The organism is Pseudomonas sp. 20-5 (assembly GCF_056782835.1).
This window is the reverse complement of the sequence record NZ_CM165584.1, coordinates 5,229,959-5,251,771: the sequence shown is the minus strand read 5'-3', so window position 1 is coordinate 5,251,771 and position 21,813 is coordinate 5,229,959. Positions and strand designations below refer to the sequence as shown.

General features: G+C 66.3%; 24 protein-coding genes and 1 riboswitch. Of the genes, 12 read left to right on the top strand and 12 right to left on the bottom strand.

Annotated elements, in window-relative coordinates:
• Positions 1 to 95 precede the first annotated feature (95 nt).
• Both AC1RB9_RS24205 and upp read right to left on the bottom strand, forming a co-directional pair.
• On the bottom strand, positions 96 to 1,379 hold the full coding sequence (locus AC1RB9_RS24205; protein ID WP_003094970.1) for a uracil-xanthine permease family protein: 1,284 nt from the start codon (positions 1,377 to 1,379) through the stop codon (positions 96 to 98).
• Positions 1,380 to 1,381: 2 nt separating this feature from the next.
• Positions 1,382 to 2,020: a uracil phosphoribosyltransferase gene (gene upp, locus AC1RB9_RS24200; protein WP_003094968.1), complete on the bottom strand. Its 639-nt coding sequence runs from the start codon at positions 2,018 to 2,020 to the stop codon at positions 1,382 to 1,384.
• 167 nt (positions 2,021 to 2,187) lie between these two features.
• Between upp and AC1RB9_RS24195 the strand changes: the two genes are divergently transcribed.
• The 5 genes from AC1RB9_RS24195 (at position 2,188) to AC1RB9_RS24175 (ending at position 4,823) form a co-directional block, all read left to right on the top strand.
• Complete coding sequence (locus tag AC1RB9_RS24195) at positions 2,188 to 2,745, top strand: hypoxanthine-guanine phosphoribosyltransferase (protein WP_003094967.1); 558 nt, start codon at positions 2,188 to 2,190, stop codon at positions 2,743 to 2,745.
• Between the two features lies 1 nt (position 2,746).
• On the top strand, positions 2,747 to 3,220 hold the full coding sequence (locus AC1RB9_RS24190; RefSeq protein WP_003094965.1) for a WbuC family cupin fold metalloprotein: 474 nt from the start codon (positions 2,747 to 2,749) through the stop codon (positions 3,218 to 3,220).
• A 62-nt stretch (positions 3,221 to 3,282) separates the two neighbouring features.
• On the top strand, positions 3,283 to 3,768 hold the full coding sequence (locus AC1RB9_RS24185) for a hypothetical protein (RefSeq protein ID WP_003094962.1): 486 nt from the start codon (positions 3,283 to 3,285) through the stop codon (positions 3,766 to 3,768).
• Between the two features lie 82 nt (positions 3,769 to 3,850).
• Positions 3,851 to 4,141 (top strand): PA4642 family protein, encoded by a 291-nt coding sequence (locus AC1RB9_RS24180; RefSeq protein WP_003099343.1) that lies wholly within the window; start codon positions 3,851 to 3,853, stop codon positions 4,139 to 4,141.
• Between the two features lie 268 nt (positions 4,142 to 4,409).
• Entirely contained in the window at positions 4,410 to 4,823 is a 414-nt protein-coding gene (locus tag AC1RB9_RS24175) for a VOC family protein (RefSeq protein WP_003094957.1), read from the top strand.
• Between the two features lie 49 nt (positions 4,824 to 4,872).
• Here the strand turns inward: AC1RB9_RS24175 and mqo are convergent, their stop codons facing one another.
• The gene (gene mqo / locus AC1RB9_RS24170) at positions 4,873 to 6,396 is read right to left on the bottom strand and encodes a malate dehydrogenase (quinone) (protein ID WP_003099345.1); all 1,524 of its coding nucleotides are present in this window, start codon (positions 6,394 to 6,396) and stop codon (positions 4,873 to 4,875) included.
• 841 nt (positions 6,397 to 7,237) lie between these two features.
• Here mqo and AC1RB9_RS24165 point away from each other — a divergent pair.
• Positions 7,238 to 7,825 carry a YajG family lipoprotein gene (locus AC1RB9_RS24165; protein WP_003094953.1) on the top strand — a complete coding sequence of 196 codons (588 nt, stop codon included), beginning with the start codon at positions 7,238 to 7,240 and terminating at the stop codon, positions 7,823 to 7,825.
• Positions 7,826 to 7,882: 57 nt separating this feature from the next.
• On the opposite strand, the gene AC1RB9_RS24160 is transcribed toward AC1RB9_RS24165, so the two are convergent.
• Entirely contained in the window at positions 7,883 to 8,089 is a 207-nt protein-coding gene (locus tag AC1RB9_RS24160) for a hypothetical protein (protein WP_003094951.1), read from the bottom strand.
• Between the two features lie 283 nt (positions 8,090 to 8,372).
• Here AC1RB9_RS24160 and AC1RB9_RS24155 point away from each other — a divergent pair, with 283 nt between their 5' ends.
• On the top strand, positions 8,373 to 8,651 hold the full coding sequence (locus tag AC1RB9_RS24155) for a hypothetical protein (protein ID WP_003114705.1): 279 nt from the start codon (positions 8,373 to 8,375) through the stop codon (positions 8,649 to 8,651).
• A 120-nt stretch (positions 8,652 to 8,771) separates the two neighbouring features.
• Here AC1RB9_RS24155 and AC1RB9_RS24150 read toward each other — a convergent pair whose 3' ends face one another.
• Entirely contained in the window at positions 8,772 to 9,932 is a 1,161-nt protein-coding gene (locus AC1RB9_RS24150; RefSeq protein ID WP_003099351.1) for a 1-acyl-sn-glycerol-3-phosphate acyltransferase, read from the bottom strand.
• A gap of 97 nt (positions 9,933 to 10,029) precedes the next feature.
• Here AC1RB9_RS24150 and AC1RB9_RS24145 point away from each other — a divergent pair, with 97 nt between their 5' ends.
• A complete protein-coding gene (locus AC1RB9_RS24145) occupies positions 10,030 to 10,212 on the top strand; it encodes a CPXCG motif-containing cysteine-rich protein (RefSeq protein WP_003094945.1) in 183 nt (60 codons plus the stop codon).
• The gene (locus AC1RB9_RS24140; protein WP_003094943.1) at positions 10,212 to 10,475 is read left to right on the top strand and encodes a putative signal transducing protein; all 264 of its coding nucleotides are present in this window, start codon (positions 10,212 to 10,214) and stop codon (positions 10,473 to 10,475) included. The genes AC1RB9_RS24145 and AC1RB9_RS24140 overlap by 1 nt, the downstream gene beginning before the upstream one ends.
• A 12-nt stretch (positions 10,476 to 10,487) precedes the next feature.
• Here AC1RB9_RS24140 and AC1RB9_RS24135 read toward each other — a convergent pair whose 3' ends face one another.
• Positions 10,488 to 11,192, bottom strand: a complete 705-nt coding sequence (locus AC1RB9_RS24135) for an MgtC/SapB family protein (protein WP_003457052.1) — start codon at positions 11,190 to 11,192, stop codon at positions 10,488 to 10,490.
• 425 nt (positions 11,193 to 11,617) lie between these two features.
• Here AC1RB9_RS24135 and AC1RB9_RS24130 point away from each other — a divergent pair, with 425 nt between their 5' ends.
• Complete coding sequence (locus AC1RB9_RS24130; protein WP_003123419.1) at positions 11,618 to 12,232, top strand: SOS response-associated peptidase; 615 nt, start codon at positions 11,618 to 11,620, stop codon at positions 12,230 to 12,232.
• Between the two features lie 2 nt (positions 12,233 to 12,234).
• Here AC1RB9_RS24130 and AC1RB9_RS24125 read toward each other — a convergent pair whose 3' ends face one another.
• Complete coding sequence (locus AC1RB9_RS24125) at positions 12,235 to 14,373, bottom strand: methyl-accepting chemotaxis protein (RefSeq protein WP_003099358.1); 2,139 nt, start codon at positions 14,371 to 14,373, stop codon at positions 12,235 to 12,237.
• A 162-nt stretch (positions 14,374 to 14,535) separates the two neighbouring features.
• Here AC1RB9_RS24125 and AC1RB9_RS24120 point away from each other — a divergent pair, with 162 nt between their 5' ends.
• Both AC1RB9_RS24120 and AC1RB9_RS24115 read left to right on the top strand, forming a co-directional pair.
• Positions 14,536 to 15,357, top strand: a complete 822-nt coding sequence (locus AC1RB9_RS24120; RefSeq protein ID WP_003099360.1) for a M48 family metallopeptidase — start codon at positions 14,536 to 14,538, stop codon at positions 15,355 to 15,357.
• Positions 15,358 to 15,500: 143 nt separating this feature from the next.
• On the top strand, positions 15,501 to 16,526 hold the full coding sequence (locus AC1RB9_RS24115) for an NAD-dependent epimerase/dehydratase family protein (protein ID WP_003121034.1): 1,026 nt from the start codon (positions 15,501 to 15,503) through the stop codon (positions 16,524 to 16,526).
• Between the two features lie 9 nt (positions 16,527 to 16,535).
• Here the strand turns inward: AC1RB9_RS24115 and AC1RB9_RS24110 are convergent, their stop codons facing one another.
• The 5 genes from AC1RB9_RS24110 to AC1RB9_RS24090 form a co-directional block, all read right to left on the bottom strand.
• On the bottom strand, positions 16,536 to 16,979 hold the full coding sequence (locus tag AC1RB9_RS24110) for a nuclear transport factor 2 family protein (RefSeq protein WP_003114708.1): 444 nt from the start codon (positions 16,977 to 16,979) through the stop codon (positions 16,536 to 16,538).
• 116 nt (positions 16,980 to 17,095) lie between these two features.
• Positions 17,096 to 17,674, bottom strand: a complete 579-nt coding sequence (locus tag AC1RB9_RS24105; RefSeq protein ID WP_003094926.1) for a TMEM165/GDT1 family protein — start codon at positions 17,672 to 17,674, stop codon at positions 17,096 to 17,098.
• Between the two features lie 89 nt (positions 17,675 to 17,763).
• Positions 17,764 to 17,888: riboswitch (yybP-ykoY riboswitch) on the bottom strand.
• A gap of 138 nt (positions 17,889 to 18,026) precedes the next feature.
• Positions 18,027 to 19,490 (bottom strand): amino acid permease, encoded by a 1,464-nt coding sequence (locus AC1RB9_RS24100; protein WP_003094922.1) that lies wholly within the window; start codon positions 19,488 to 19,490, stop codon positions 18,027 to 18,029.
• A gap of 94 nt (positions 19,491 to 19,584) precedes the next feature.
• The gene (locus tag AC1RB9_RS24095) at positions 19,585 to 20,583 is read right to left on the bottom strand and encodes a class I SAM-dependent methyltransferase (protein ID WP_003457048.1); all 999 of its coding nucleotides are present in this window, start codon (positions 20,581 to 20,583) and stop codon (positions 19,585 to 19,587) included.
• 109 nt (positions 20,584 to 20,692) lie between these two features.
• Positions 20,693 to 21,664 carry a 2-hydroxyacid dehydrogenase gene (locus AC1RB9_RS24090; protein WP_003146034.1) on the bottom strand — a complete coding sequence of 324 codons (972 nt, stop codon included), beginning with the start codon at positions 21,662 to 21,664 and terminating at the stop codon, positions 20,693 to 20,695.
• Positions 21,665 to 21,813 lie beyond the last annotated feature (149 nt).

Genomic DNA, 21,813 nt, shown 5'->3' with positions numbered 1-21,813 from the left:
TAATTACAAAGTAGTAAGCGATTGGCTACATGCTTTTGAAAATAACGTGGCGGGTGGAAAATGGACGGAACAGCGAAGTGTTCCGTCCGTTGTTTTCAGTGTGAATCCTTGTGTTGTTCGTCGAGCGCCTTGTTCTGCCAGCCGTCGTTGCCCGGCAGCAACAGGTTGAGGACGATGGCGACGATGGCGCACAGGGCGATGCCCTTCAGGCCGATGTCGTCGGGGCCGGTACCGCTGCCGATCAGCACGCCGCCGATGCCGAACACCAGGGTCACCGAGACGATCACCAGGTTGCGTGCTTCCGAGAGATCGACCTTGTGCCGGATCAGGGTGTTCATGCCGACCGAGGCGATGGTGCCGAACAGCAGGCAGAGGATGCCGCCCATCACCGGTACCGGGATGCTTTGCAGGATCGCGCCGAACTTGCCGACGAAGGCCAGGGTGATGGCGATCACCGCCGCCCAGGTCATGATCTTCGGGTTGTAGTTCTTGGTCAGCATCACTGCGCCGGTGACTTCCGCGTAGGTGGTGTTGGGCGGTCCGCCGAACAGGCCGGCAGCCGAGGTGGCCAGGCCGTCGCCGAGGAGAGTGCGGTGCAGGCCGGGCTTCTTCAGGTAGTCCTGGCCGGTGACGCCGCCCACCGCGATGACCCCGCCGATATGCTCGATGGCCGGGGCCAGGGCCACCGGGACGATGAACAGGATCGCCTGCCAGTTGAATTCCGGCGCGGTGAATTTCGGCAGTTCCAGCCAGGGTGCGGCGACGATCGCGGCGGTGTCGACCACGCCGAAGACGAACGACAGGGCGAAGCCGACCAGCACGCCGGCGATGATTGGCACCAGGCGGAAGATACCCTTGCCGAATACCGCCACCACCAGGGTGGTGAGCAGCGCCGGCATCGAGATCATCATCGCGGTGCGGTACGGCAGCAACTCGCTGCCGTCGCCGGCCTTGCCCATCGCCATGTTCGCCGCGATCGGCGCCATCGCCAGGCCGATCGAGATGATCACCGGGCCGATCACCACCGGCGGCAGCAGTTTATCGATGAAGCCGGTGCCCTTGATCTTCACCGCCAGGCCCATGAAGGTGTAGACGAAGCCGGCGGCGACCACCCCGCCCATGGTCGCGGCCAGGCCGAACTGGCCCTTGGCGAGGATGATCGGGGTGATGAAGGCGAAGCTGGAGGCGAGGAACACCGGTACCTGGCGCCCGGTCACCAATTGGAACAGCAGGGTCCCGAGGCCGGCGGTGAACAGCGCGACGTTGGGATCCAGACCGGTGATCAGCGGCATCAGCACCAGCGCGCCGAAGGCGACGAACAGCATCTGCGCGCCTGACAGCACCTGGCGCCAGAGCGGCTCCTGGAAGGCATCGCCCATGTTCAGGCTTCCTTCTGCTTGGTACCGAAGATCTTGTCGCCGGCGTCGCCCAGGCCCGGAATGATGTAGCCGTTCTCGTCGAGCTTCTCGTCGATCGAGGCGGTATAGATGATCACGTCCGGGTGGGCCTTGCGTACCGCCTCGATGCCCTCGGGGGCGGCGACCAGCACCATGGCGCGGATTTCCTTGCTGCCGGCCTTCTTCAGCAGGTCGATGGTGGCGACCATCGAGCCACCGGTGGCGAGCATCGGGTCGATGATCAGCGAGCGGCGCTCGGCGATGTCCGGCGCCAGTTTTTCCAGGTAGGTGCGTGCTTCCAGGGTCTCTTCGTTGCGGGCGACGCCGACCGCGCTGACCTTGGCGCCGGGAATCAGGCTGAGCACGCCGTCGAGCATGCCGATGCCGGCGCGCAGGATCGGCACCACGGTGATCTTCTTCCCGGAGATCTTCTCCACCGTCACCGGGCCGGCCCATCCGGGGATTTCGTACTGTTCCAGGGGCAGGTCCTTGGTCGCCTCGTAGGTCAGCAGGGCGCCGACTTCCTGGGCCAGTTCGCGGAAGTTCTTGGTGCTGATATCGGCACGGCGCATCAGGCCCAGTTTGTGGCGGATGAGGGGGTGGCGGATCTCATGTACGGGCATGGGCGACTGTCTCCAACGGGGGCGGGCAAAAAAATTGCGCTAGCGTAATGCATTCCGCACAGTCTGGACCATTATTCTGATTCGCACTCGACCGCCGGGGGTTGCCCGATGGCGACCGGATGAGTACCTTTGCCGACTTTTTCTCAGCCCAGCCAGGGAGAAGCACCATGTCCGTCGATCTCGCGCACATCCGCCAAGTCATGGCGGAAGCCGACTGCCTGTTCAACAACGACGAGGTCGAGGCAGCCATCGGTCGCGTCGCCGAGGCGATCAACCGCGATCTCGGCGAGACCAACCCGGTGGTCTTCTGCGTGATGAACGGCGGCCTGATCTTCTCCGGCAAGCTGCTCCCGCTGCTCGACTTCCCCCTCGAACTGTCCTACCTGCATGCGACCCGTTACCGCAACGAGACCTCCGGCGGCGAACTGTTCTGGAAGGCCAAGCCGGAAATCTCCTTCATCGACCGTGACGTGCTGATCATCGACGACATCCTCGACGAAGGGCACACCCTCTCGGCGATCATCGACTTCTGCAAGCATGCCGGCGCACGCGCGGTGCACACCGCCGTACTGGTGGACAAGGAACACGAGCGCAAGGCCCGGCCTGACCTCAAGGCCAGCTTCACTGGCCTCTACTGTGCCGACCGCTACGTGTTCGGCTACGGCATGGACTACAAGGGCTACTGGCGCAACGCCGCGGGCATCTTCGCGGTCAAGGGGCTCTGAGATGGCCGGACCGCGCTACCTCGACCAGCAATTGTTCGCCGAACTGGCGAGCGGGGCGGGTAACGCGCCGCGTGGTCGCCAGCATCACAACTTCCACCGCATGGAGGAGCCCTGCCACCGCATGGCGGTGGGCCTCCAGCCGAATACCTACATCCCGCCGCACCGGCACCTGGATGCGGGCAAGGCCGAGGCGCTGATCGTGCTCAAGGGCCGTCTCGGCCTGCTGGTCTTCGCCGAGGACGGGGAACTCCTCGACAAGCGCGAGTTGAGCGCCGCTGGGGACTGCCCCGGTGTCGACCTGCCGCCCGGGGTGTTCCATGCCCTGGTGGTGCTGGAGCCGGACAGCATCCTGTTCGAATGCAAGGCCGGGCCTTACCGCCCGCTCGGCGAAGGCGAGTTCGCCAGTTGGGCGCCTGCCGAAGGCAGCGCCGATGCGCCGGCCTACCGGGACTGGATGCGCGCCCAGTTCGCCTGAGCGCTTCGGCGGCGGGTCGGCAGCCATGCTAGAGTGCCGGCTCGCCCTGTCCGGAGGTCCCGATGTTCGCCCGTAGCCTGTGCGGCTCCCTGCTCCTGTTCGTCAGTCTGGCCGGCCTGGCCGCCGAGAATCCCCCGATGCACGCGCGCTTCCTGCCGCCCGACGACGGCCAGTTGCGCCAGGAGGCGCCGGAGCAGCAGCAACTGATCCAGATCACCGAGTACAGCGTGGTGCTGGGCAACCAGCGGCAGTCCAACCAGCAGCCGATCCCGATCACCACGCCGACCCTGCTGCGCCTGAAGGGCAAACCGCTGAGCAAGGGCGCGACCCTGGCCCAGGTGCTGATCCAGTTCGACAGCGAAGGCAAGAGCCTGAAGAAGCCGGTCTACGATGCCGGGACCCGCACCCTCACGCTCAACTACCCGTTGGCGCAGTACCCGGCGTTGCTCGACCTGCTGCGCAACCAGACGGTCTATTGCCAGTTCCTCGCCTATCCCAACGGCCATGTCTGGGCGGACCTGCACACCGGCGCGGTACGCGCGCGTTGAGCCTCGCCGCGCGCCGGGAGTAAACTGCCTGGCCTTATCCCGCGCCGGGCGAGCCCGGCCCCAGAGCCGTTGAGAGAAAGCGATGCGCAAAGACAAGAAACAGATCATTGGCGAAGAGATCAGTGACGAGTCGATCAAGCTGTTCCTCGGCGTCGAGCCGGCCGACGACACCCCCCCCTCGCTGCACAAGCTGATCAAGGCCTATCGCGGTCTGCGCATCGACGACTTCGAGCGCTTCCTCACCTTCTTCCGCGAGGCCGGCTACGATCTCGACGCGCGCGACGCCAAGGGCAACGACTTCGTCGCCCTGGTCGCCGACCAGCGCCAGGCCGTGCCCTACATCGAAGCGCTGCAGGCGGCCAAGGGCGCCTGAGCCGGCCATGCAGCGAAAAGCCCGCCCTTCGGCGGGTTTTTTCGTTGCGCGGTCCGCCGAGTCACGCCCGTCGGAGAACGCCAGCGTCCGAATGGCGGCTGGTGGTGGCAAGGGTCGATAGACGCCGCGCGGGCCCCGCCGCGGTCGCGGATCGCCAGGGCGGCGGGGAAGGGCGAATGGCCAGGACTGCGTTATTCGCTCTGCGAGAGGCTGCCTGTCGGCTGTTGCTTTTCTACACTCACAGGAAAAACAGCCTGCCGAGGTTCCCATGTACGTCCAGCCCTACGTCTGCTTCAACGGCCGTTGCGAAGAGGCCCTGCGTTTCTATGAACACGCCATCGGTGCCAGGGTGAGTTTCCTGTTCCGTTTCGACGAGGCGCCCGGTCCGGTGGTGGTGCCCGAAGGCTGGTGCGACAAGGTGATGCACGCCAACCTGCAGATCGGCGACAGCCAGATCATGGCCTCGGACGGGCACGGGCCGGCGTTGCAGCCGATCTCCGGGATTTCCCTTTCACTGAATACCCGCGACCCGCAGCAGGCGCGGCGCTGCTATGACGCCTTGCTGGAGGACGGCGGGCGGGTCGAGCTGGAGTTGGGCAAGACCTTCTGGTCGCCCTGTTTCGGTACCCTGGTGGACCGTTTCGGGGTGTCCTGGATGATCAATTGCGAGGCCGGCGCCTGACTCCACAAATGAAAAAGCCGCCCGAAGGCGGCTTGTTCCGTAGCGCGGCTCACTCGGCGTTGACCGGGGCCTGCACGTCGTTCTTCGCGGTCAGTTCCAGCACCTCGCTGCAACGGCTGCTGACGCTGCGGTACAGCTCAGCGTCGCTTTCCAGCTCTTTCTCGCGAGCCGGGAAGATTTCCTTCAGTTTGGCGCTCCACTCCGGCGAGCGGGCCTGCTCCGGGAAGCAGCGCTCGATCAGGCCGAGCATGATCGAGACGGTCACCGAGGCGCCCGGCGAGGCGCCCAGCAGGGCGGCGATGGAGCCGTCGTGGGCGGCCACCAGCTCGGTGCCGAACTGCAGGATGCCGCCTTTCTTCGGATCCTTCTTGATGATCTGCACGCGCTGGCCGGCGACTTCCAGGCGCCAGTCCTCGGCCCTGGCTTCGGGGTAGAACTTGCGCAGGGCTTCCAGGCGCTGTTCCGGCGACTGCATGACCTGGCCGATCAGGTAGCGGGTCAGGTCCATGTTGTCGCGGGCCACCGAGAGCATCGGCAGGATGTTGCCCGGGCGTACCGACAGCGGCAGGTCGAGGAACGAGCCATGGCGCAGGAACTTGGTGGAGAAACCGGCATAGGGGCCGAACAGCAGGGATTTCTTGCCGTCCACCACGCGGGTGTCCAGGTGCGGCACGGACATCGGCGGCGAGCCGACCTCGGCCTGGCTGTAGACCTTGGCCTGGTGCTGCTTGACGATTTCCGGGTTGTCGCAGCGCAGCCACTGGCCGCTCACCGGGAAACCACCGAAGCCCTTGCCTTCCGGGATGCCGGAAAGTTGCAGGAGCGGCAGGGCGCCGCCGCCGGCGCCGAGGAAGACGAAGCGTGCCTGGATCTCGCGGTCGCCGCCGTTGCGGGTGTCCTTGACGGTGACCCGCCAGCCGTTATCGGCGCGGCGCAGGTGGGTGACCTTCTGGTTGTAGCGGATCTGCGCGCCCGGCTGTTGCGCCAGGTGTTGCAGGAGCTGGTTGGTCAGGGCGCCGAAGTTGACGTCGGTACCGCCCTCGACGCGGGTCGCGGCGATCGCTTCGTCGGCCGGACGACCCGGCATCATCAGCGGCATCCACTCGGCGAGGGTGGCCTTGTCCTCGGAGTAGACCATGGTCTCGAAAGCGTGGTGCTTCGTCAGCGATTCGAAGCGCTTCTTCAGGTAGGCGATGCCTTCGCTGCCGCGCACGAAGCTCAGATGCGGTACCGGGTTGATGAAGGTCTTCGGCGAGCCGAAGGTGCCCTTGGCGACCAGGTGCGACCAGAACTGCTTCGACACCTCGAACATGGTGTTGATGCCCACGGCTTTCTTGATGTCGATGCTGCCGTCGGCCGACTGGGGGGTGTAGTTCAGCTCGCACAGGCCGGCGTGGCCGGTGCCCGCGTTGTTCCACGGGTTGGAGCTTTCGATCGCGCCGGACTCCTGGAGTTCGACGACTTCCATCTTCAGGTTGGGGTCGAGTTCCTTGAGCAGGACCGCCAGGGTCGCGCTCATGATGCCGGCGCCTACCAGCAGCATGTCGACTGTTTCGTGATCGTTTTGCGCCATTAACGCTTCTCCAAAATCTTCAGCACCAAATTGACGACAGACGGGGCGGGGCCGAGGCCGGTACGGGCCGGCAGGCAGCGGCGGAGGGAGCCGTCATGTCCGATTCTTCGCAACAACGGCGGGACGCCGGGCGTCATCGCCTATGGATGCCGGGCGCGGGGCTGGCGATCTGGCAGCCTGGCTGGCCCATGCGGGCATCCGGTCGTGCAAGCACATTCGCGACGGAACGGGCCGTCAGGCTCTGGTCATGAGGTATCCGCTGCGGTCGCGTCTGCGGGGGGCTGTTTCAAGCGCTAATGGCGCACTTACCGACGCAAAACTCTTCATTGCTCGCCACACTCTCGTGAAGTAGTGAAATACCTTCGATCCACGCTCTTTTGGAGACATGGGCCGGAAGGGCTCGTCTGTCGCGGGCATGCCTTCGCAGAATCGTGCGGGGTCATGCGGCATTCCTTGCCGAAAAACTCGCTACAGGCGTTTCAGGGCGTCTGCCTCATGGGGCAGCGCTCTACTGGCGGCTCTCTGTGGGGGGATGGCGCGGGGGCCGGAACCCGATCAGGAGGCGTCCTTATAATCGGGGGGCGATTATAACGGTGAAAATCAAAAAATACCCCGCTCCTTAGACTTTTTTCCCATTCCCGGTCACGAAGTGCCCGCCGGCGAAAGCCCCCTGGGACAATCCGCCGCGCCGTATCTGCCAAACGCCGGGCATGCGTGCCCTGCGCCACCTGCCACAGGCGAGGAACCGCGCCCCGTGGCGAACGTCCAAGGCAATGCTGCGGTGCCTTCGCGGCGCCGTTATACTGCCGGCCATTCGTGCCCAACCCATGGAGAGATGAGCATGCTGCATCGCCTGTTGCTCAGCCTGATGACCGCAAGCGCCCTGGTTCTCGGCGGCTGCGCCCTGAGCCCGCAACAACTGGACCCGCAACCGGTCCTTAAAGGACCGTTGACCGCAGTCGGCCATGGCCAGCCGGTGGTGGTCAAGGTGGTCGATGGCCGTCCCGGCCCGTCCCTGGGCACTCGCGGCGGCCTCTACGCCGATACCAGCACCCTGACCGTCCGTAGCGAGGACGTGGTGCCCAAGCTCCAGGCCCAGGCCGAGACGGCCGTGCGCCTGCTCGGCTACACGCCTTCGGCCAACGCCTACAACGCGCCGCAACTGACCCTGACCCTGGCCGAGCTGAAGTACCAGTCGCCGAAGGACGGCGTCTACGTCACCCAGGCCGACATCACCGCGACCTTCCGCGCCGACGTGCAGAACAGCAGCCGGCGCTACACCGGTCGCTATGGCGCCTCGCTGAACCAGCGCTTCGGCATGGCGCCGAACCAGGCGACCAACAGCAAGCTGGTCAGCGAGGTGCTCAGCGACGCCCTGACCCGCGTGTTCAAGGACCCGACCATCGCTCAGACCCTCGGCCAGCAATGAGCCGGCGGTAACGAGAAAGCCCGGCGGATGCCGGGCTTTTTCATGCGCTCGGGAAACTCAGGCGGCCTGGTGGAACGGGTCCGGCTCGCCGATGCTGATGCGTTCGTCGGTCTCAGGCAGGTCGAGGTGTTCATGGCCGCAGGCGGTGCAGTACACCAGCCAGCGGTCGTCCTGGACATTGAAGGAAAGATCGACGATCACGGCCTCGATCTCGTCCAGGTGGTCGATCAGATAGTTATGTTCGTGGGGTGCGGTTTCCAGCATGACGACTCTCCTGTGTTGTCGTTTGCCTGGGTGGGGTTCTGTGACCGGAAAAGCACTTTCAGACTAGTCGGTCACTCTGGCGAGGCCGCGCCTTTTTTAGACGGATTGCTGCTAACCGCTGCGCTTCGTCGCGACAACCCGGGTGCCGCTGGCCGTCGCTCATGCATTCTGGATAGAATTCGACCAGTCCTTCCCCGCCGTCCCCGACGGTCCGTCCTGTCATCAGCTCACCCAAGGCGTTATTCGGTAGCCCCGGCGTGTGGTCCTGTTGCGGAGGTTATCGATGTCCTTGCAAGCCTTGTGGGCGCTGTTCCTCGCCCATCCCGCGCAGGCCGTGAACGGCCTTGCGCTGTTCTTCGGTGTCGCCGGCGCCTGGCTGCTGCTGGCCACCCGCGCACGCGAGCGTCGCGCCCTGGCGCGCTGGGCCGCGGAGGGCGAGGCGGGGGAGGCGGCATTGCCGATGGACGAGGCGACCCTGCGGATCAACCTGTTCTTCTACCGATTCGGCACCGCCTGCCTGGGCCTGGCGCTGCTGGTCAGCTGGGCCAGCACGCGGCTCTGAGAGCCCTGCCTCGGCGAGCCGAACCGCACGCGGATAAGCGTATCGCGGTTATCCGTCCATCGCCTGCGGGTTCGAAGCCGTTGCCCGATGGAGAAGCCCGGCGGCGCCGGGCTTTCGTCTTCAGGATTGCTGCTTGATCCGGTATTGGTTGAGCACCGGGTTGGCGTATTGCAGCACCAGCCAGGGGCGCTGCTCGGCCGGGCATTGCTCCAGGCGGCGGTTCCATTCCTTGCGCGCCTTCTCCAGCTCCTCGCTGCCGAACAGGCTCTCGGCCGTGGGGACGGCGAGGCCCGGGTCGCGGTTCTCGCTCATCTCGTAGGCCAGGTAGTGCACCGGGAACAGACGGTAGTTGCCGAGGATCTGCCGGTCCAGTTCGGCGGCCAGCTGCTTGGCGTCGCTGAACTCGCCCTCCAGCTCGGCGCCGAAGTTGATGTGCACGCGGCCCTTGTAGCCGGTGATGCCCAGGGCGATGCTGGCATCGTCCTCGCCCGGCGCCTTGCGGTACTCGCCGGTGCTGGCGCGGGTGTGCAACTCGCGGGCCTTGGCCAGGTCGCAGGGGTCGTATTCGTAGCTGATCGACACCGGGATGAAATGCAGGGCGCGCACCATTTCGGCGAAGGGTTCGTCCTTGCGGCTCATGTGGAACATCTTGAGGATCGCCGAGTCGGTACGGTCGTCGCCGTCCTTGGCCCGCCCTTCGGCCTGGGCGATCCACACCGACTGGCGGTCCTCGCGGATCGAGTGGTTGATGTAGGCGGAGAGCGTCTGGTAGGCGGCGAGCTTCTCGCGCCGGCCGCTCAGCGAACGGTGCACGATGAAGCTCTTGTTCAGGCGCATCAGGTCGCTGACGAAGGATTTCTGCAGCAGGTTGTCGCCGATGGCGATGCGCGGGGTCGGCAGGCCGGCGTGGTACACGGCGTAGTTGACGAAGGCCGGGTCCATCACGATATCGCGGTGGTTGGCGATGAACAGGTAGGCGCAGCCTGGCTTGAGGCGATTGACCCCGGAGTAGGTGACGCCATCGGTGGCCTTCTCGATGGTGTGGTCGACGTAGGGCTCGAACTTGTCCTGCAGCGTGGCGACGCTGCGGATGCCGGTGACCTCGCGGGCCAGGCGATGGGCTATAAGAGGTTTGAGCAGCCAACCGAGGGGACCGGCCAGGCGCGGGAAGCGGTAGCGGACCAGGGCGCCGAGGAAGGCGTCGTCGCTCAGGAGGCGTTGCAATACCGCGGGGACTTCGGCGTCACTGTAGGGTCGGATGGCTTCGAACTCGCCCATCATGCTTTCTGGTTCCATATGGATGCTGCGAAGGCCGCCCAAGGGGGTGGCCGAAAATTGAACCGCGCGATTATAAACGGAACTCATAGGGGGTGCAGCGATGCTCGAAAGCCAGGCCTATAGCTGCCCTTACTGCGGGGAACCGGCCGAGGCGCTGCTCGACCTGAGCGCCGGCGACCAGCAGTACTACGAGGACTGCCCGGTGTGCTGCCGGCCGATCCTGTTCGACCTGCGCACCGATGGGCAGGACTGGTCACTGAACGTCCGCCGGGAGGATGACTGATGCAGCGCGTATATGAGCCGGCCGACCTGCTGGAGGCCGAGATGCTGGTGGGAATGCTCGCCAGCGAAGGGATCGCCGCCCATGTCAGCGGCCGCCACCTGGTCGGCGCCATCGGCGAACTGCCGCCTGGCGGACTGCTGGCGTTGTTGGTGGCGGACGAGCAGACGGAGCGGGCGCGAGAACTGATCCTCGCCTACAACGCCGCCGCCCCGTTGGCCGAGGAGCCGCCGGAGCCCTGCGGCCCCGGCAGCCTGTTGTGTTGAGGCGGCCGCCGCTCAGTCGGCCGCCAGTTCGAAGACCTGCCAGCGCACCGAGCTGACGCCTTTCTCCAGGCTGACCCGGCTGACCAGGCGTTCCAGCTGCGCCGGAGCTTCGGGGGTGCCGAGCAGTTCGGCGCGGACTTCCAGCTTGGCCGGGTTGTCCAGATCCTCGCTGTGCAGCGATTGCAGGCGCAGGTCGCTGCTGCCGAGGCTGTGCAGCATCAGGCTGCGAACCTGGATCTCGTCCTCGGCGCGGCAGACGATCTGCACTTCGTAGCGTTGCTCGGCCTCGCTGGCCGGCAACACGTCCTGGCGGTTCAGGCGTTGGGCGATGTCGCGCAACAGGATGTTGGCGCAGAGCACCACCAGGCTGCCGAGCGTGGCCTCCAGCAGCAGGCCCATGCTGCACAGGACGCCGATGGCGGCGGTGCACCAGAGGGTGGCTGCGGTGTTCAGGCCGCGCACGTTGAGGCCGTCGCGCATGATCACGCCGCCGCCGAGGAAGCCGATCCCGGAGACTACATAGGCGGCGATCCGTGAAGCGTCGCCGGCCAGGCCGGGCACGCCCTGGGTCATCAGCACGAACAGGCAGGCGCCAGTGCTGACCAGCGCGTTGGTGCGCAGGCCGGTGAGGCGTTGGCGCAGCTGGCGTTCGGCGCCGATCAGGGCGCCCAGGGCCAGCGCGACCGCGACGCGCAGGAGAAATACTTTCCAATCCATGTTTCACCTCGTTGCCGGCCGACGGCCGGAGCTGGCGCGGGCCGTCGGTCCGCGCGGATAAGGGACGATGGATTGCGCAGGACCGCGGCTTCCCGCTGCGCGGTTGGCGCGAGGGAAGGGACACGAAGGGAAAATGGGGATGCGTCATCCCGGACGGGATGCGGATCGCCACTGTCCGCCATGTTCGGCGAGGCAGTGGCAGAGGGTTCTGCTGGACTAGCTCGCCGGATGGACCTGTCGCAATCGACTAGGGCTGTTGTCCAATGCAGGACTCCTGTGTGGGTTACAGAATGCGGGCGGCACCTTAAGCCTGGAGGATAGGCGCGTCAAGTTAAGATTGGGTTTCATTCAGCTTGCGTTCGGCAAGGCCAGTGTGGCGCTTCGGGTTACACTGTGCGGCTTTCCCTCACCAGGCAGTGCCAAGCATGAGTGGTCGTTACGCCCTGTTCCGCTGGAATCCGTCGCTGGCGGCCCTGCCGGGCTTTCCGGCGGATTGGCGGGCGCAGTGGAACATTTCTCCGGCGAACCAGGTGCTGATGGTTCGCGAGGACGCCGGTGCGCGCCGCGCCGACATGGCGCGCTGGGGGCTGACCCCGGCCTGGCTCACCGACCTGTCGCGTACGCCCAGCCACGCACGGGCGGAAACCCTCGCCGAGCAACCGATGTTCCGCGAGGCGTTCCAGCAGCGCCGCTGCCTGCTGCCGGCCAACGGCTTCTATGAATGGCGCGGGGTGCGCAAGCGTCCGTACTGGGTCTCCACCGGCGAGCGCCTGTTGTTCTTCGCCGGCATCTGGGAGGCCTATCCGGTGCATGGACAAACCTGGCTCAGCGTGGCCCAGGTATCCCAGGCGGCCGCCGAGTTCCGCCGGCCGCTGCTGCTCGACGAGGCCGAGCAGGATACCTGGCTGGCTCCGGACACGCCGCTGCCGGCGCTGATAAGCCTGCTCGCCAAGCCCCAGCCGAACCTGCGCAGCGTGGCCCTGGCCGGCTTCGTCAACAAGCCTGAAACCGACGGGCCGGAGTGCCTGACCCCGGCCTGACGCTAGACCCTGAACTGATTCACCAGGCGCCGCTGCTGCTCGGCCAGGCGGGTCAGCTCGGCGCTGGCCTGTGAGGCCTCGTCGGCGCCGCCGGCCACCTGGTTGGCGACCTGGCCGATGTTGGCGACGTTGCGGTTGATGTCCTCGGCCACCGCGCTCTGCTCCTCGGCGGCGCTGGCGATCTGGGTGTTCATGTCGTTGATCACCGATACCGCCTGGGTGATCGACTCCAGCGCCTCGGCCGCTTGGCGCGCATGGCGCACGCTGTCGTCGGTGCGCTCCTGGCTGTCCTGCATGACCTTCACCACGTCGCGGGTGCCCTGCTGCAACTGCTGGATCATGCTCTGGATTTCTTCGGTGGCCTGCTGGGTCTTCTGCGCCAGGTTGCGTACCTCGTCGGCCACCACCGCGAAACCGCGACCCTGCTCGCCGGCGCGGGCGGCCTCGATGGCGGCGTTGAGGGCGAGCAGGTTGGTCTGCTCGGCGATACCGCGGATCGCCACCAGGATCGCGTTGATGTTTTCGCTGTCCTTGGCCAGGTTCTGCACCACTCCGACCGCGCGGCCAATCTCGCTGGCCAGGGCCTGGATCGCCGCCGAGCTGCTTTCGACGATCTGCTTGCCCTGGTGCGCGGCCTGGTCCGCGTGGTTGGCTGCCTCGGCGGCGTGGGTGGCGTTGCGCGCCACGTCCTGGGCGGTGGCGGTCATCTCGTGGACCGCGGTGGCCACCAGTTCGATCTCCGCCAGTTGCTGCTGCACGCCCTGGTTGGTGCGGATGGCGATGTCGGCGGTGTGCTCCGAGGAGTCGCTGACCTTCTGCACCGATTGCACCACCTGGCCGATCATGTTCTGCAGTTTGCCAAGGAAGGTATTGAAGCCCTTGGCGATGGAGCCCAGCTCGTCGGCGCGCTCGCTGCTCAGGCGGCGGGTGAGGTCGCCTTCGCCCTGGGCGATGTCGTCGAGCATGCCGACCAATTGGCGCAGCGGCCGGGCGATGCCGTAGCCGACCAGCCAGACCACCAGCAGGCCGAGGGCCGCTACCACCAGGCCGGCCAGGCTCATGCCGAGGATATCCTGCTGGCGCTGGTCGCTCAGCTCGCCCTGGAGTTGCTGCAGTTCGCCGAATACCGCCGCCTGGGGAATCTGCAGCATGAGGGTCCAGCGCACGCCGCTGTCGGCGATGGTGAAAGGCAGGAACAGCTCGATGTGGCCGTGCTCGGCGTCGATGTCGTAGAGCGGCTGGTCGACCGTGAGGTTCTTCAGGTTGTCCACTTCGTTGCCGTCGAGGACGCTGCCGGCGGGCTCGCCGAGCTTGCTGTCGTCGCGGGTGTAGGCCACCAGGCGGCCGTTGCTGGCGATCAGCGCCATTTCCCCGGCGCCATCGTAGAGCTGCTGGTCGGCGCGCTTGAGCAGGTCCTGGATGAAGGCCAGCGAGAGGTCGGCACCGACTGCGCCGCGGAACTGGTCACCGACCATGATCGGCACGTTGAAGGACGACATCATCACGGTCTTGCCGCCCATTTCGTAAGGGGCCGGGTCGATGATGCAGGGACGCTTGTTCTCTTTCGGACAGGCATAGAACTCGTTCTCGCGCACCCCGGTGGGCAGCAGCTTTTCGCTATCGATGCTGTCGGCCATGGCCTCCACGATCGGCTTGCCGTCGGCGCCGCGATACCACCAGGGCAGGTAGCGGCCGTCCGGGCCGTAGCCCTTGCCGGGTTGCCCGGCGAAGGCGGCATCGGTATCGAAGGCATTGGGTTCCCAGGCCATGAAGGTGTCGAGCAGCTTGGGGTTGTTCTGCACGGTGCTGCGCAGCAGCGCGGAGATTTCGTCGCGGCTGGCGTTCAGCTGCGGCATGCCGTCGGCGCCCGGCTCGCCGAGCAGGCGGGTGCTGTTGGCCAGGCCGTGGACCACCGTCAGCGGATACTCCAGCTCGCGCTGGATCTGGCTGACCTGGGCGCGGGCCAGGGCCACCAGGCGCTCGTTGATGACCTTCTCCAACAGGCCCTGGGTGCGTTGCTGCACCAGCTCCTGCGTTCGCGCGCCGGCGAACAGGGCGTACAGCACCAGCACCACGACGACGCTTAGAACGCTGGCGCCGGCGAGGGCGGCGACAGAAAACTGGATCGACTTGAGCTTCATGATGGGACTTCTGACCCTTGTTGGAATTGTCTCTGAGGAGCTTATCGGCAGGAGGACGGCAAATCCTTAATCGGCCGTCGGAGATTTCCTCGCCAACGGCTGTTGCCGGCGTTCGAGGCGCGGCCTACCATGCGCTCGGCCTTCAGAGGAGAACAAAGGACCATGGCTCATCCCTTCCGATTCGCCACCCTCGCCGGCGCGCTGCTGCTCGCCGGTTGCCAGGCAGTGAACACCACCAGTGGCGGCGCCGTCGGCGTCGACCGCAAGCAATACATGTTCAGCATGTTGTCCAGCCAGGAAGTCGACCAGATGTACGCACAGTCGTACCAGAAGACTCTCGGCGAGGCGAAAAGCGCCGGCGTGCTCGATACCAGCAGCGCCGACGCGCGGCGAGTCAAGGCGATCGCCCAGCGGCTGATCCCGCAGACCGCCGCCTTCCGCCCGGACGCCACCGGCTGGAACTGGGAAGTCAATGTGGTGAAGAGCGACGAGCTCAATGCCAACTGCGGTCCCGGCGGCAAGATCATTTTCTACACCGGGCTGATCGACAAGCTGAAGCTCACCGACGACGAGATAGCCGCGGTGATGGGCCACGAGATCGCCCACGCCCTGCGCGAGCATGGGCGCGAGGCCATGTCCAAGGCCTACGGCGTGCAGGTGGCCAGCCAGATCGGCGCCCTGGCCGGCCTCGGCCAGGAAAGCCTGCAACTGGCCAATACCGGCGTCGACTACCTGATGACCCTGCCCAACAGTCGTGCCAACGAGAACGAAGCCGACCTGATCGGTCTCGAGCTGGCCGCCCGCGCCGGCTACAACCCGGAAGCGGCGATCACCCTCTGGCAGAAGATGGGCAGGGCCAGCGGCGGCGCCAGCCAGCCCGAGTTCACCAGCACCCACCCCTCCGACAGTTCGCGGATGGCCAATCTCCAGGCCGCGATTCCCAAGGTGATGCCGCTGTACCAGCAGGCCAGGCGCGGCAAGTGAGGCCAGGGCGCGCGGTCGCGGGGGGCGGCCGGCGCGCCGACAGGCTTACCATCGGAAACGCCTGTTGTGTATTTCCGTAACCTGCTGTTTGGTATCTCGCCGGTGTTCGGCCTAGACTGCTGGCCGACCCGCTTGCGGGACCCGTGGACGAACAGCCACTCTCACGCCCTGGAGCTCATGTGAAATACGCCGTACTCGGAGCCACCGGCCTGCTGGGACATCACGCCGCGCGCGCCATCAGGGCCGCCGGTCACGATCTGGTGCTGATCCACCGTCCTTCTTCGCAGATCCAGCGTCTCGCCTATCTGGAGCCCGAGTGCCGGGTCGCCGAGATGCTCGACCACGCCGGCCTGGAACGCGCCCTGCGCGGCCTCGACGGGGTGATCTTCAGCGCCGGCTACTATCCTTCGCGGCCGCGCCGCTGGCAGGAGGAAGTGGCCAGCGCGCTGGGCCAGACCAACCCGTTCTATGCCGCCTGCCTGCAGGCCAGGGTGCCGCGCATCCTCTATGTCGGTTCGGCATATGCCATGCCCCGCCATCCCCAGGGACTACCGGGCCACGAAGGGTTGTTCTACGACAGCCTGCCGAGCGGCAAGAGTTCCTACGTGCTGTGCAAATGGGCGCTCGACGAGCAGGCCCGGGAGCAGGCGCGCAACGGCCTGCCGGTGGTGATCGGGATTCCCGGCATGGTACTCGGCGAACTGGACATCGGCCCGACTACCGGGCGCGTGATCACCGCCATCGGCAATGGCGAGATGACCCACTACGTCGCCGGCCAGCGTAACGTCATCGATGCCGCCGAAGCCGGGCGCGGACTGCTGATGGCCCTTGAGCGCGGGCGTATCGGCGAGCGCTACCTGCTGACCGGGCACAACCTGGAAATGGCCGACCTGACCCGGCGCATCGCCGAGCTGCTCGGCCAGCCTGCGCCGCAGCCGATGTCGATGGCCATGGCTCGCGCGCTGGCCACCCTGGGCCGCTTGCGCTACCGGGTCAGCGGCCAGTTGCCGCTGCTCGACGAAACCGCCATCGAGGTGATGGCTGGCGGGCAGTTCCTCGATGGACGCAAGGCCCGCGAGGAACTCGGCTTCTTCTCCACCACCGCCCTCGACGACACCCTGCTGCGCGCCATCGACTGGTTCCGCGACAACGGCTATTTCAATGCCTAGGACGGTTGGCTAGGGCAGCGTTTTTTCCGCGAAGGGTCGGGTCTGCAGTCCCAGCTGGGCGCGAAAGCTCTCCATGTCGAACATGGTGCACAGCTCCTGCAACTGGCCCTGCGGGTTGAACACCCAGAAGCCCATCGCGGAAATGCTCAGCACCTTGTCGCTGGCCGGATAGCCCAGGGTCGGCCGGACGATGGTGCCGATCAGCGTGCTCCAGGTGAACACCTTGCGTTCCTCGCCGATGCAGTCTTCGACCACGACCTCCAGGTCCGGCATCGCCGTGCGGATGTCCTGCAGCAGGCGGATATAGCCGGCGGTATCCAGGGGACGGCCGATGAACGAGCTTTTGTAGAGGAAATCCTTGCTGTGCAACTGCTCCACCAACGCCATGCGGCCCTTGTTCCAGGACAGCTCGATGTGATGGCGGGCGAGTCGTTTCAGGTCGTGTGAGGGCATCTCCGGCTCTCGAGGGCGAGTGGTGGGGCAGGCATCCGGTGCCTGCCTGAACTGTAGCCGTTCCCATGCATTTTGCATTGGCCGCCCAGCCATCCCGGGCCCGGCGGCGCAGTCCTTCAGAGCCAGCCGGTCAATTGCGCGGCGTGCCAGGCGGCGTACAGGCCAAGTGCGGCGAAGGCGGCCGCGGCCAGGCGGCGGATCAGGGTCAGCGGCAGCTTGTCGGCGGCCAGGTTGCCGATCAGTACCACCGGTACGTTGGCGATCAGCATGCCCAGGGTGGTGCCGATCACCACCAGCCAGAAATGCGGATACTGGGCGGCCAGCATGACCGTGGCGACCTGGGTCTTGTCGCCCATCTCGGCGAGGAAGAACGCGATCAGGGTGGTGAGGAAGGGGCCGTATTTCTTCAGTCCGGACTCTTCGTCGTCGAGCTTGTCCGGTACCAGCGTCCACAGGGCGACGGCGATGAAGGAGGCGGCGAGGATCCAACTGAGGGTGGCTTCCGAGAAGAAGCTGGCGACCCAGGCGCCCACCGCGCCGGCAGCGAAATGGTTGGCCAGGGTGGCGGCGACGATGCCGGCGATGATCGGCCACGGCTTGCGGAAACGCGCCGCGAGCAGGAGTGCCAGCAACTGGGTCTTGTCGCCGATTTCCGCGAGGGCAACGATGAGGGTAGGGACGAACAGCGATTCCATCAGGCTTCCTAAGGGGCGGGTCGACCAATCACCATGACACGCGCCATCTGCCCGCCCCGGGTCAGATCGTGCGTGTCATAGGTCTTGTCAAACCCTTGGCCTGTCTGGGCAGGCTTGGGTCGCGCGCGCCATGGTCTGCGGACCAAGTGTGTTGACGCGTGCCGGGCGAGGCCGGTGCGGCGCTCGCGGGAGACTACTCCCCTAGGACGGGGCGCATTCTGCCCAAGCCGGGCGGCTTGGGCAAGCCCGGGACGGAAACTTTCGTCCGGGAGGGCGGCGAGGGAGCCTGATCGCAAGGAAACGTGCCGGCATCCGCAGCGATCCGCGAGGAATCGCTGGGCGGCAGGGTGAGTCAGGTATTGGTCGGGCTGACGTCCATTTCGTGGTAGCGAACGAAGCGTGCGCGCTTCTTCCAGCGGTATCCCAGCCAGATCGCCAGGAACAGCGGCAGGCTGATATAGGTGGCGAGGAGGCCGATCCAGTCGATGCGCTCGCCCACCAGCGCCTGGTAGTTCTGCCCGAGGGTGATGACCATGCACAGGGCGAAGGCGAACAGCGGCCCGAAGGGGAACAGCTTGGCCCGGTAGGGCAGGTCTTCCAGGCGGCCGCCCTGGGCCAGGTAACCCTTGCGGAAGCGATAGTGGGAGATGGCGATGCCCAGCCAGGCGATGAAGCCGCACATGCCCGAGGTGTTCAGCAGCCATGTGTAGACGGTGCTGTCGCCGAAGGCCGAAGTGAGGAAGCACAGGGCGCCGACCAGGGTAGTGGCGTACAGCGCGTTGCGTGGCACGCCGCTGCGCGAGACGCGGGAGAACAGGCGCGGTGCCTTGCCCTCGAGGGCGAGGTTGTAGAGCATCCGGGTCGAGGCGTACATGCCGGAGTTGCCGGCGGAGAGGATCGCCGAGAGGATCACCGCGTTCATCACCCCGGCCGCCGCGGCGAAGCCGGCGCGCTCGAAGAGCAGGGTGAAGGGCGACACGCTGATGTCGCTGGCATCGTTCTTCAGCAGGTTCGGGTCGGTGTAGGGAATCAGCATGCCGATCACGAAGATCGCCAGGATGTAGAACATCAGGATGCGCCAGAACACCTGGCGAATGGCGATCGGGATGTTCTTCCGCGGATTTTCCGATTCACCGGCGGCGATGCCGATCAGTTCGGTGCCCTGGAACGAGAAGCCGGCGATCATCGCCACCCCGACCATCGCCTGGAAGCCGCCGACGAAGGGCGCGTCGCCCATGGTGAAGTTGCTGAAGCCGGGCGACTCTACGCCATGCATGATGCCGAAGATGGTCGCCAGGCCGACGCCGATGAAGATCACCACCGTGACTACCTTGATCAGGGCGAACCAGAATTCGCTCTCGCCGAAGCCGCGCGCGGAAATCACGTTGAGGCCGAACATGATGCCCAGGAAGATCGCGCTCCAGTAGATGCCCGGCACCTCGGGGAACCAGAAACTCATCACCAGTTGCGCTGCCACCAGCTCCGCGGCGATGGTCACCGCCCAGTTGTACCAGTAGTTCCAGCCGAGGGCGAAACCGAAGCCATCTTCGACGAACCGGCTGCCATAGGTGCAGAACGAGCCGGAAACGGGCATGTAGGCGGCCATCTCGCCGAGACTGGTCATGAGGAAGTACACCATCAGCCCGATCAGTGCGTAGGAAAGCAGCGCACCGCCGGGCCCGGCGGTGGCCACTGTGGCCCCGGAGGCGACGAACAGCCCGGTGCCGATGGAGCCGCCGATGGCGATCATGTTCAGGTGGCGCGGCTTGAGCACCCGCCGCAATTGCTGGCCCTGGCTGGCGTTCAGGTCAGTCATCGGCGGCCTCCCGGCGGGTGGCCACGGAAGGGTCTGGCTGCGGGCGTGCGGGCAGGGAGAGGAAAAGCTTCATTCACAGGGTTCCAGGCAGAAATCAGGAGCGACGGGCGGAGTAGATGCGGAAACCGTCGCCTTCGGCGAGTGTCCGGCAGGGGCCGAGGTGGCGTTCGATCAATGGCGGGTACTTCAGGAAGCTGTTGGCGACCAGGCGCAGTTCGCCGCCCGGCGCCAGGTGCTCGGCGGCGCGTTGCAGCAGGCGCTCGGAGGCCTGGTAGTCGGTGTGCACGCCCTGGTGGAAGGGCGGGTTGCTGACGATCGCGGCGAGTTCGCGCGGCGCGCCGTCGATGCCGTCGGCGGCGATCACTTCGCCGTCCAGGCCGTTGGCGGCGAGGGTCAGTCGGCTGCTCTCGACAGCGAAGGCGTCGACGTCGAGCAGGCTCAGGCGACTGGCGGGGTAGCGACGCTTGAGGACCGCCCCGAGTATCCCGGCACCGCAGCCGAAGTCCAGCAGATGGCCGCCGGGCAGGGCTTGCAGTTGCCCCAGCAGCAGCGCGCTGCCGCGATCCAGGCGGCCATGGCTGAACACCCCCGGCAGGCTCACCACCTGCAGCTCGCCATCGGCCAGCGGCAGGCTGTAGCGCTGGGCCAGGGCGTGCAGGTCGGGCTCAGCCGGCGCCTGTTCGATACGCACCTGCCAGAGCTGGCAATGCCGCGCGCTATCCAGTTTGCGGGGCTTGCCGTAGGCGGCCAACTGCTTGCTCGCGCGCTCGATCCCGCCGCGCTTTTCGCCGACCAGGAAGAGTTCGCCGCCGGGCAGGCGGGCGGCCAGGCTGGCCAGCAGGTAGTCGGTCAGTTCGCGGGACTTGGGCAGGAACAGAACGGCCGAAGTCCAGGCGCCGGTCGGCGCGCGCGTGTCGAAACGGCTACGGTCGGGGAAGCGGGCGTCCAACTGCGCCTGCTCGCCGGCGTGCCAGCTCCAGCCCTGGGCCTGCGGTAGCTCGGCGAGCAGGTCGTCGGCGGGCAGGCCGGCCAGCAGCAGCGGGGTCGCGAAGAGGTGGCGCTGGCGCAGCAGCACTTCACTGCGAGGGTCCATGCGGGCTCCGGAAAAAATGGGAAATCTTAACAGGCTTGGGCCTGGCATACCCGCATGGATTGTCGGCGAGGATCGCCGTTCATCCGTGCGCGGTGCCCGCAGCGCCGTATCAGCCGGCGTTGACTACCCGCAGGGCGCGCCCGGCCTTCCATGCCTCTGCGTTTTCCGCCAGTTGGCCGACGATGCGCTGCCGCGCCTCGCGACTGCCCCAGGCGTTATGGGGGGTGACGATCAGGCGCGGGATGTCGGGGGCCAGCAGCGGATTGCCGTTTCTCGGCGGCTCGACGCTGAGCACGTCGGTGGCGGCGCCGCCCAGGTGGCCGCCGCGCAGGGCGTCGGCCAGCGCCTGTTCGTCGACCAGGCCGCCACGGGCGGTATTGACCAGGAAGGCGCCAGGCTTCATCAGCGCCAGTTCGGCGGCGCCGAGCATCCCGCGGGTGTCCTCGGTCAGCGGGCAGTGCAGGGTCAGGGCGTCGACCCGTGGCAGGAGTTCGCCAAGCGGCAGGCGGTCCGCCCGGGCGGGCCGTCCTGGCAACTGACCGAGCAGCACACGCATGCCGAACGCCTCCGCCAGCCTCGCCACCGCCCCGCCCAGTTCGCCATGGCCGAGCAGGCCGAGGGTCTTGCCTTCCAGTTCGACGATGGGGAAGTCCAGCAGGCAGAACTGGCTGGATTGCTGCCAGCGGCCGCCGCGTACCGCCTGCTGGTAGTCCGGCAGGCGCGTAGCCAGGGCCAGCAGCAGCGCGAGGGTGTGCTGGGCTACCGAGGGCGTGCCGTAGCCATGGCAGTTGGCGACGACGATACCGCGCTCGCGAGCGGCAGCGAGATCGATGTTGTTGGTGCCGGTAGCGCTGACCAGGATCAGTTCCAGCTCTGGGCAGGCGGCGATGCATTGCGCGTCGATCGGCGCCTTGTTGCTGATCGCGACCCGCGCACCGTGCAGCCGCGCGGCGACTTCCTGCGGTTGGCTGGCGGCATGCAGTTGCAGCTCGTCGAAGGCGGCGTGCAGGGGGCGCATGTCCAGATCGCCGAGGTCGAGGGAGGCATGGTCGAGGAAAACGGCGCGCAGGGCATGGCTCATGGACGGTTCCTTGGCGGCAGCGGACGGGGGCTGCCTAGCCTAGCAAACCCGCGTGCCAGGGAGGTCTTCCGGTTTTCTTGACAGTGATTATCCAGAAAGTATTGTCGGTTTTTTGACGGTATTACATATTTAACCTCTGTAGTGTCATT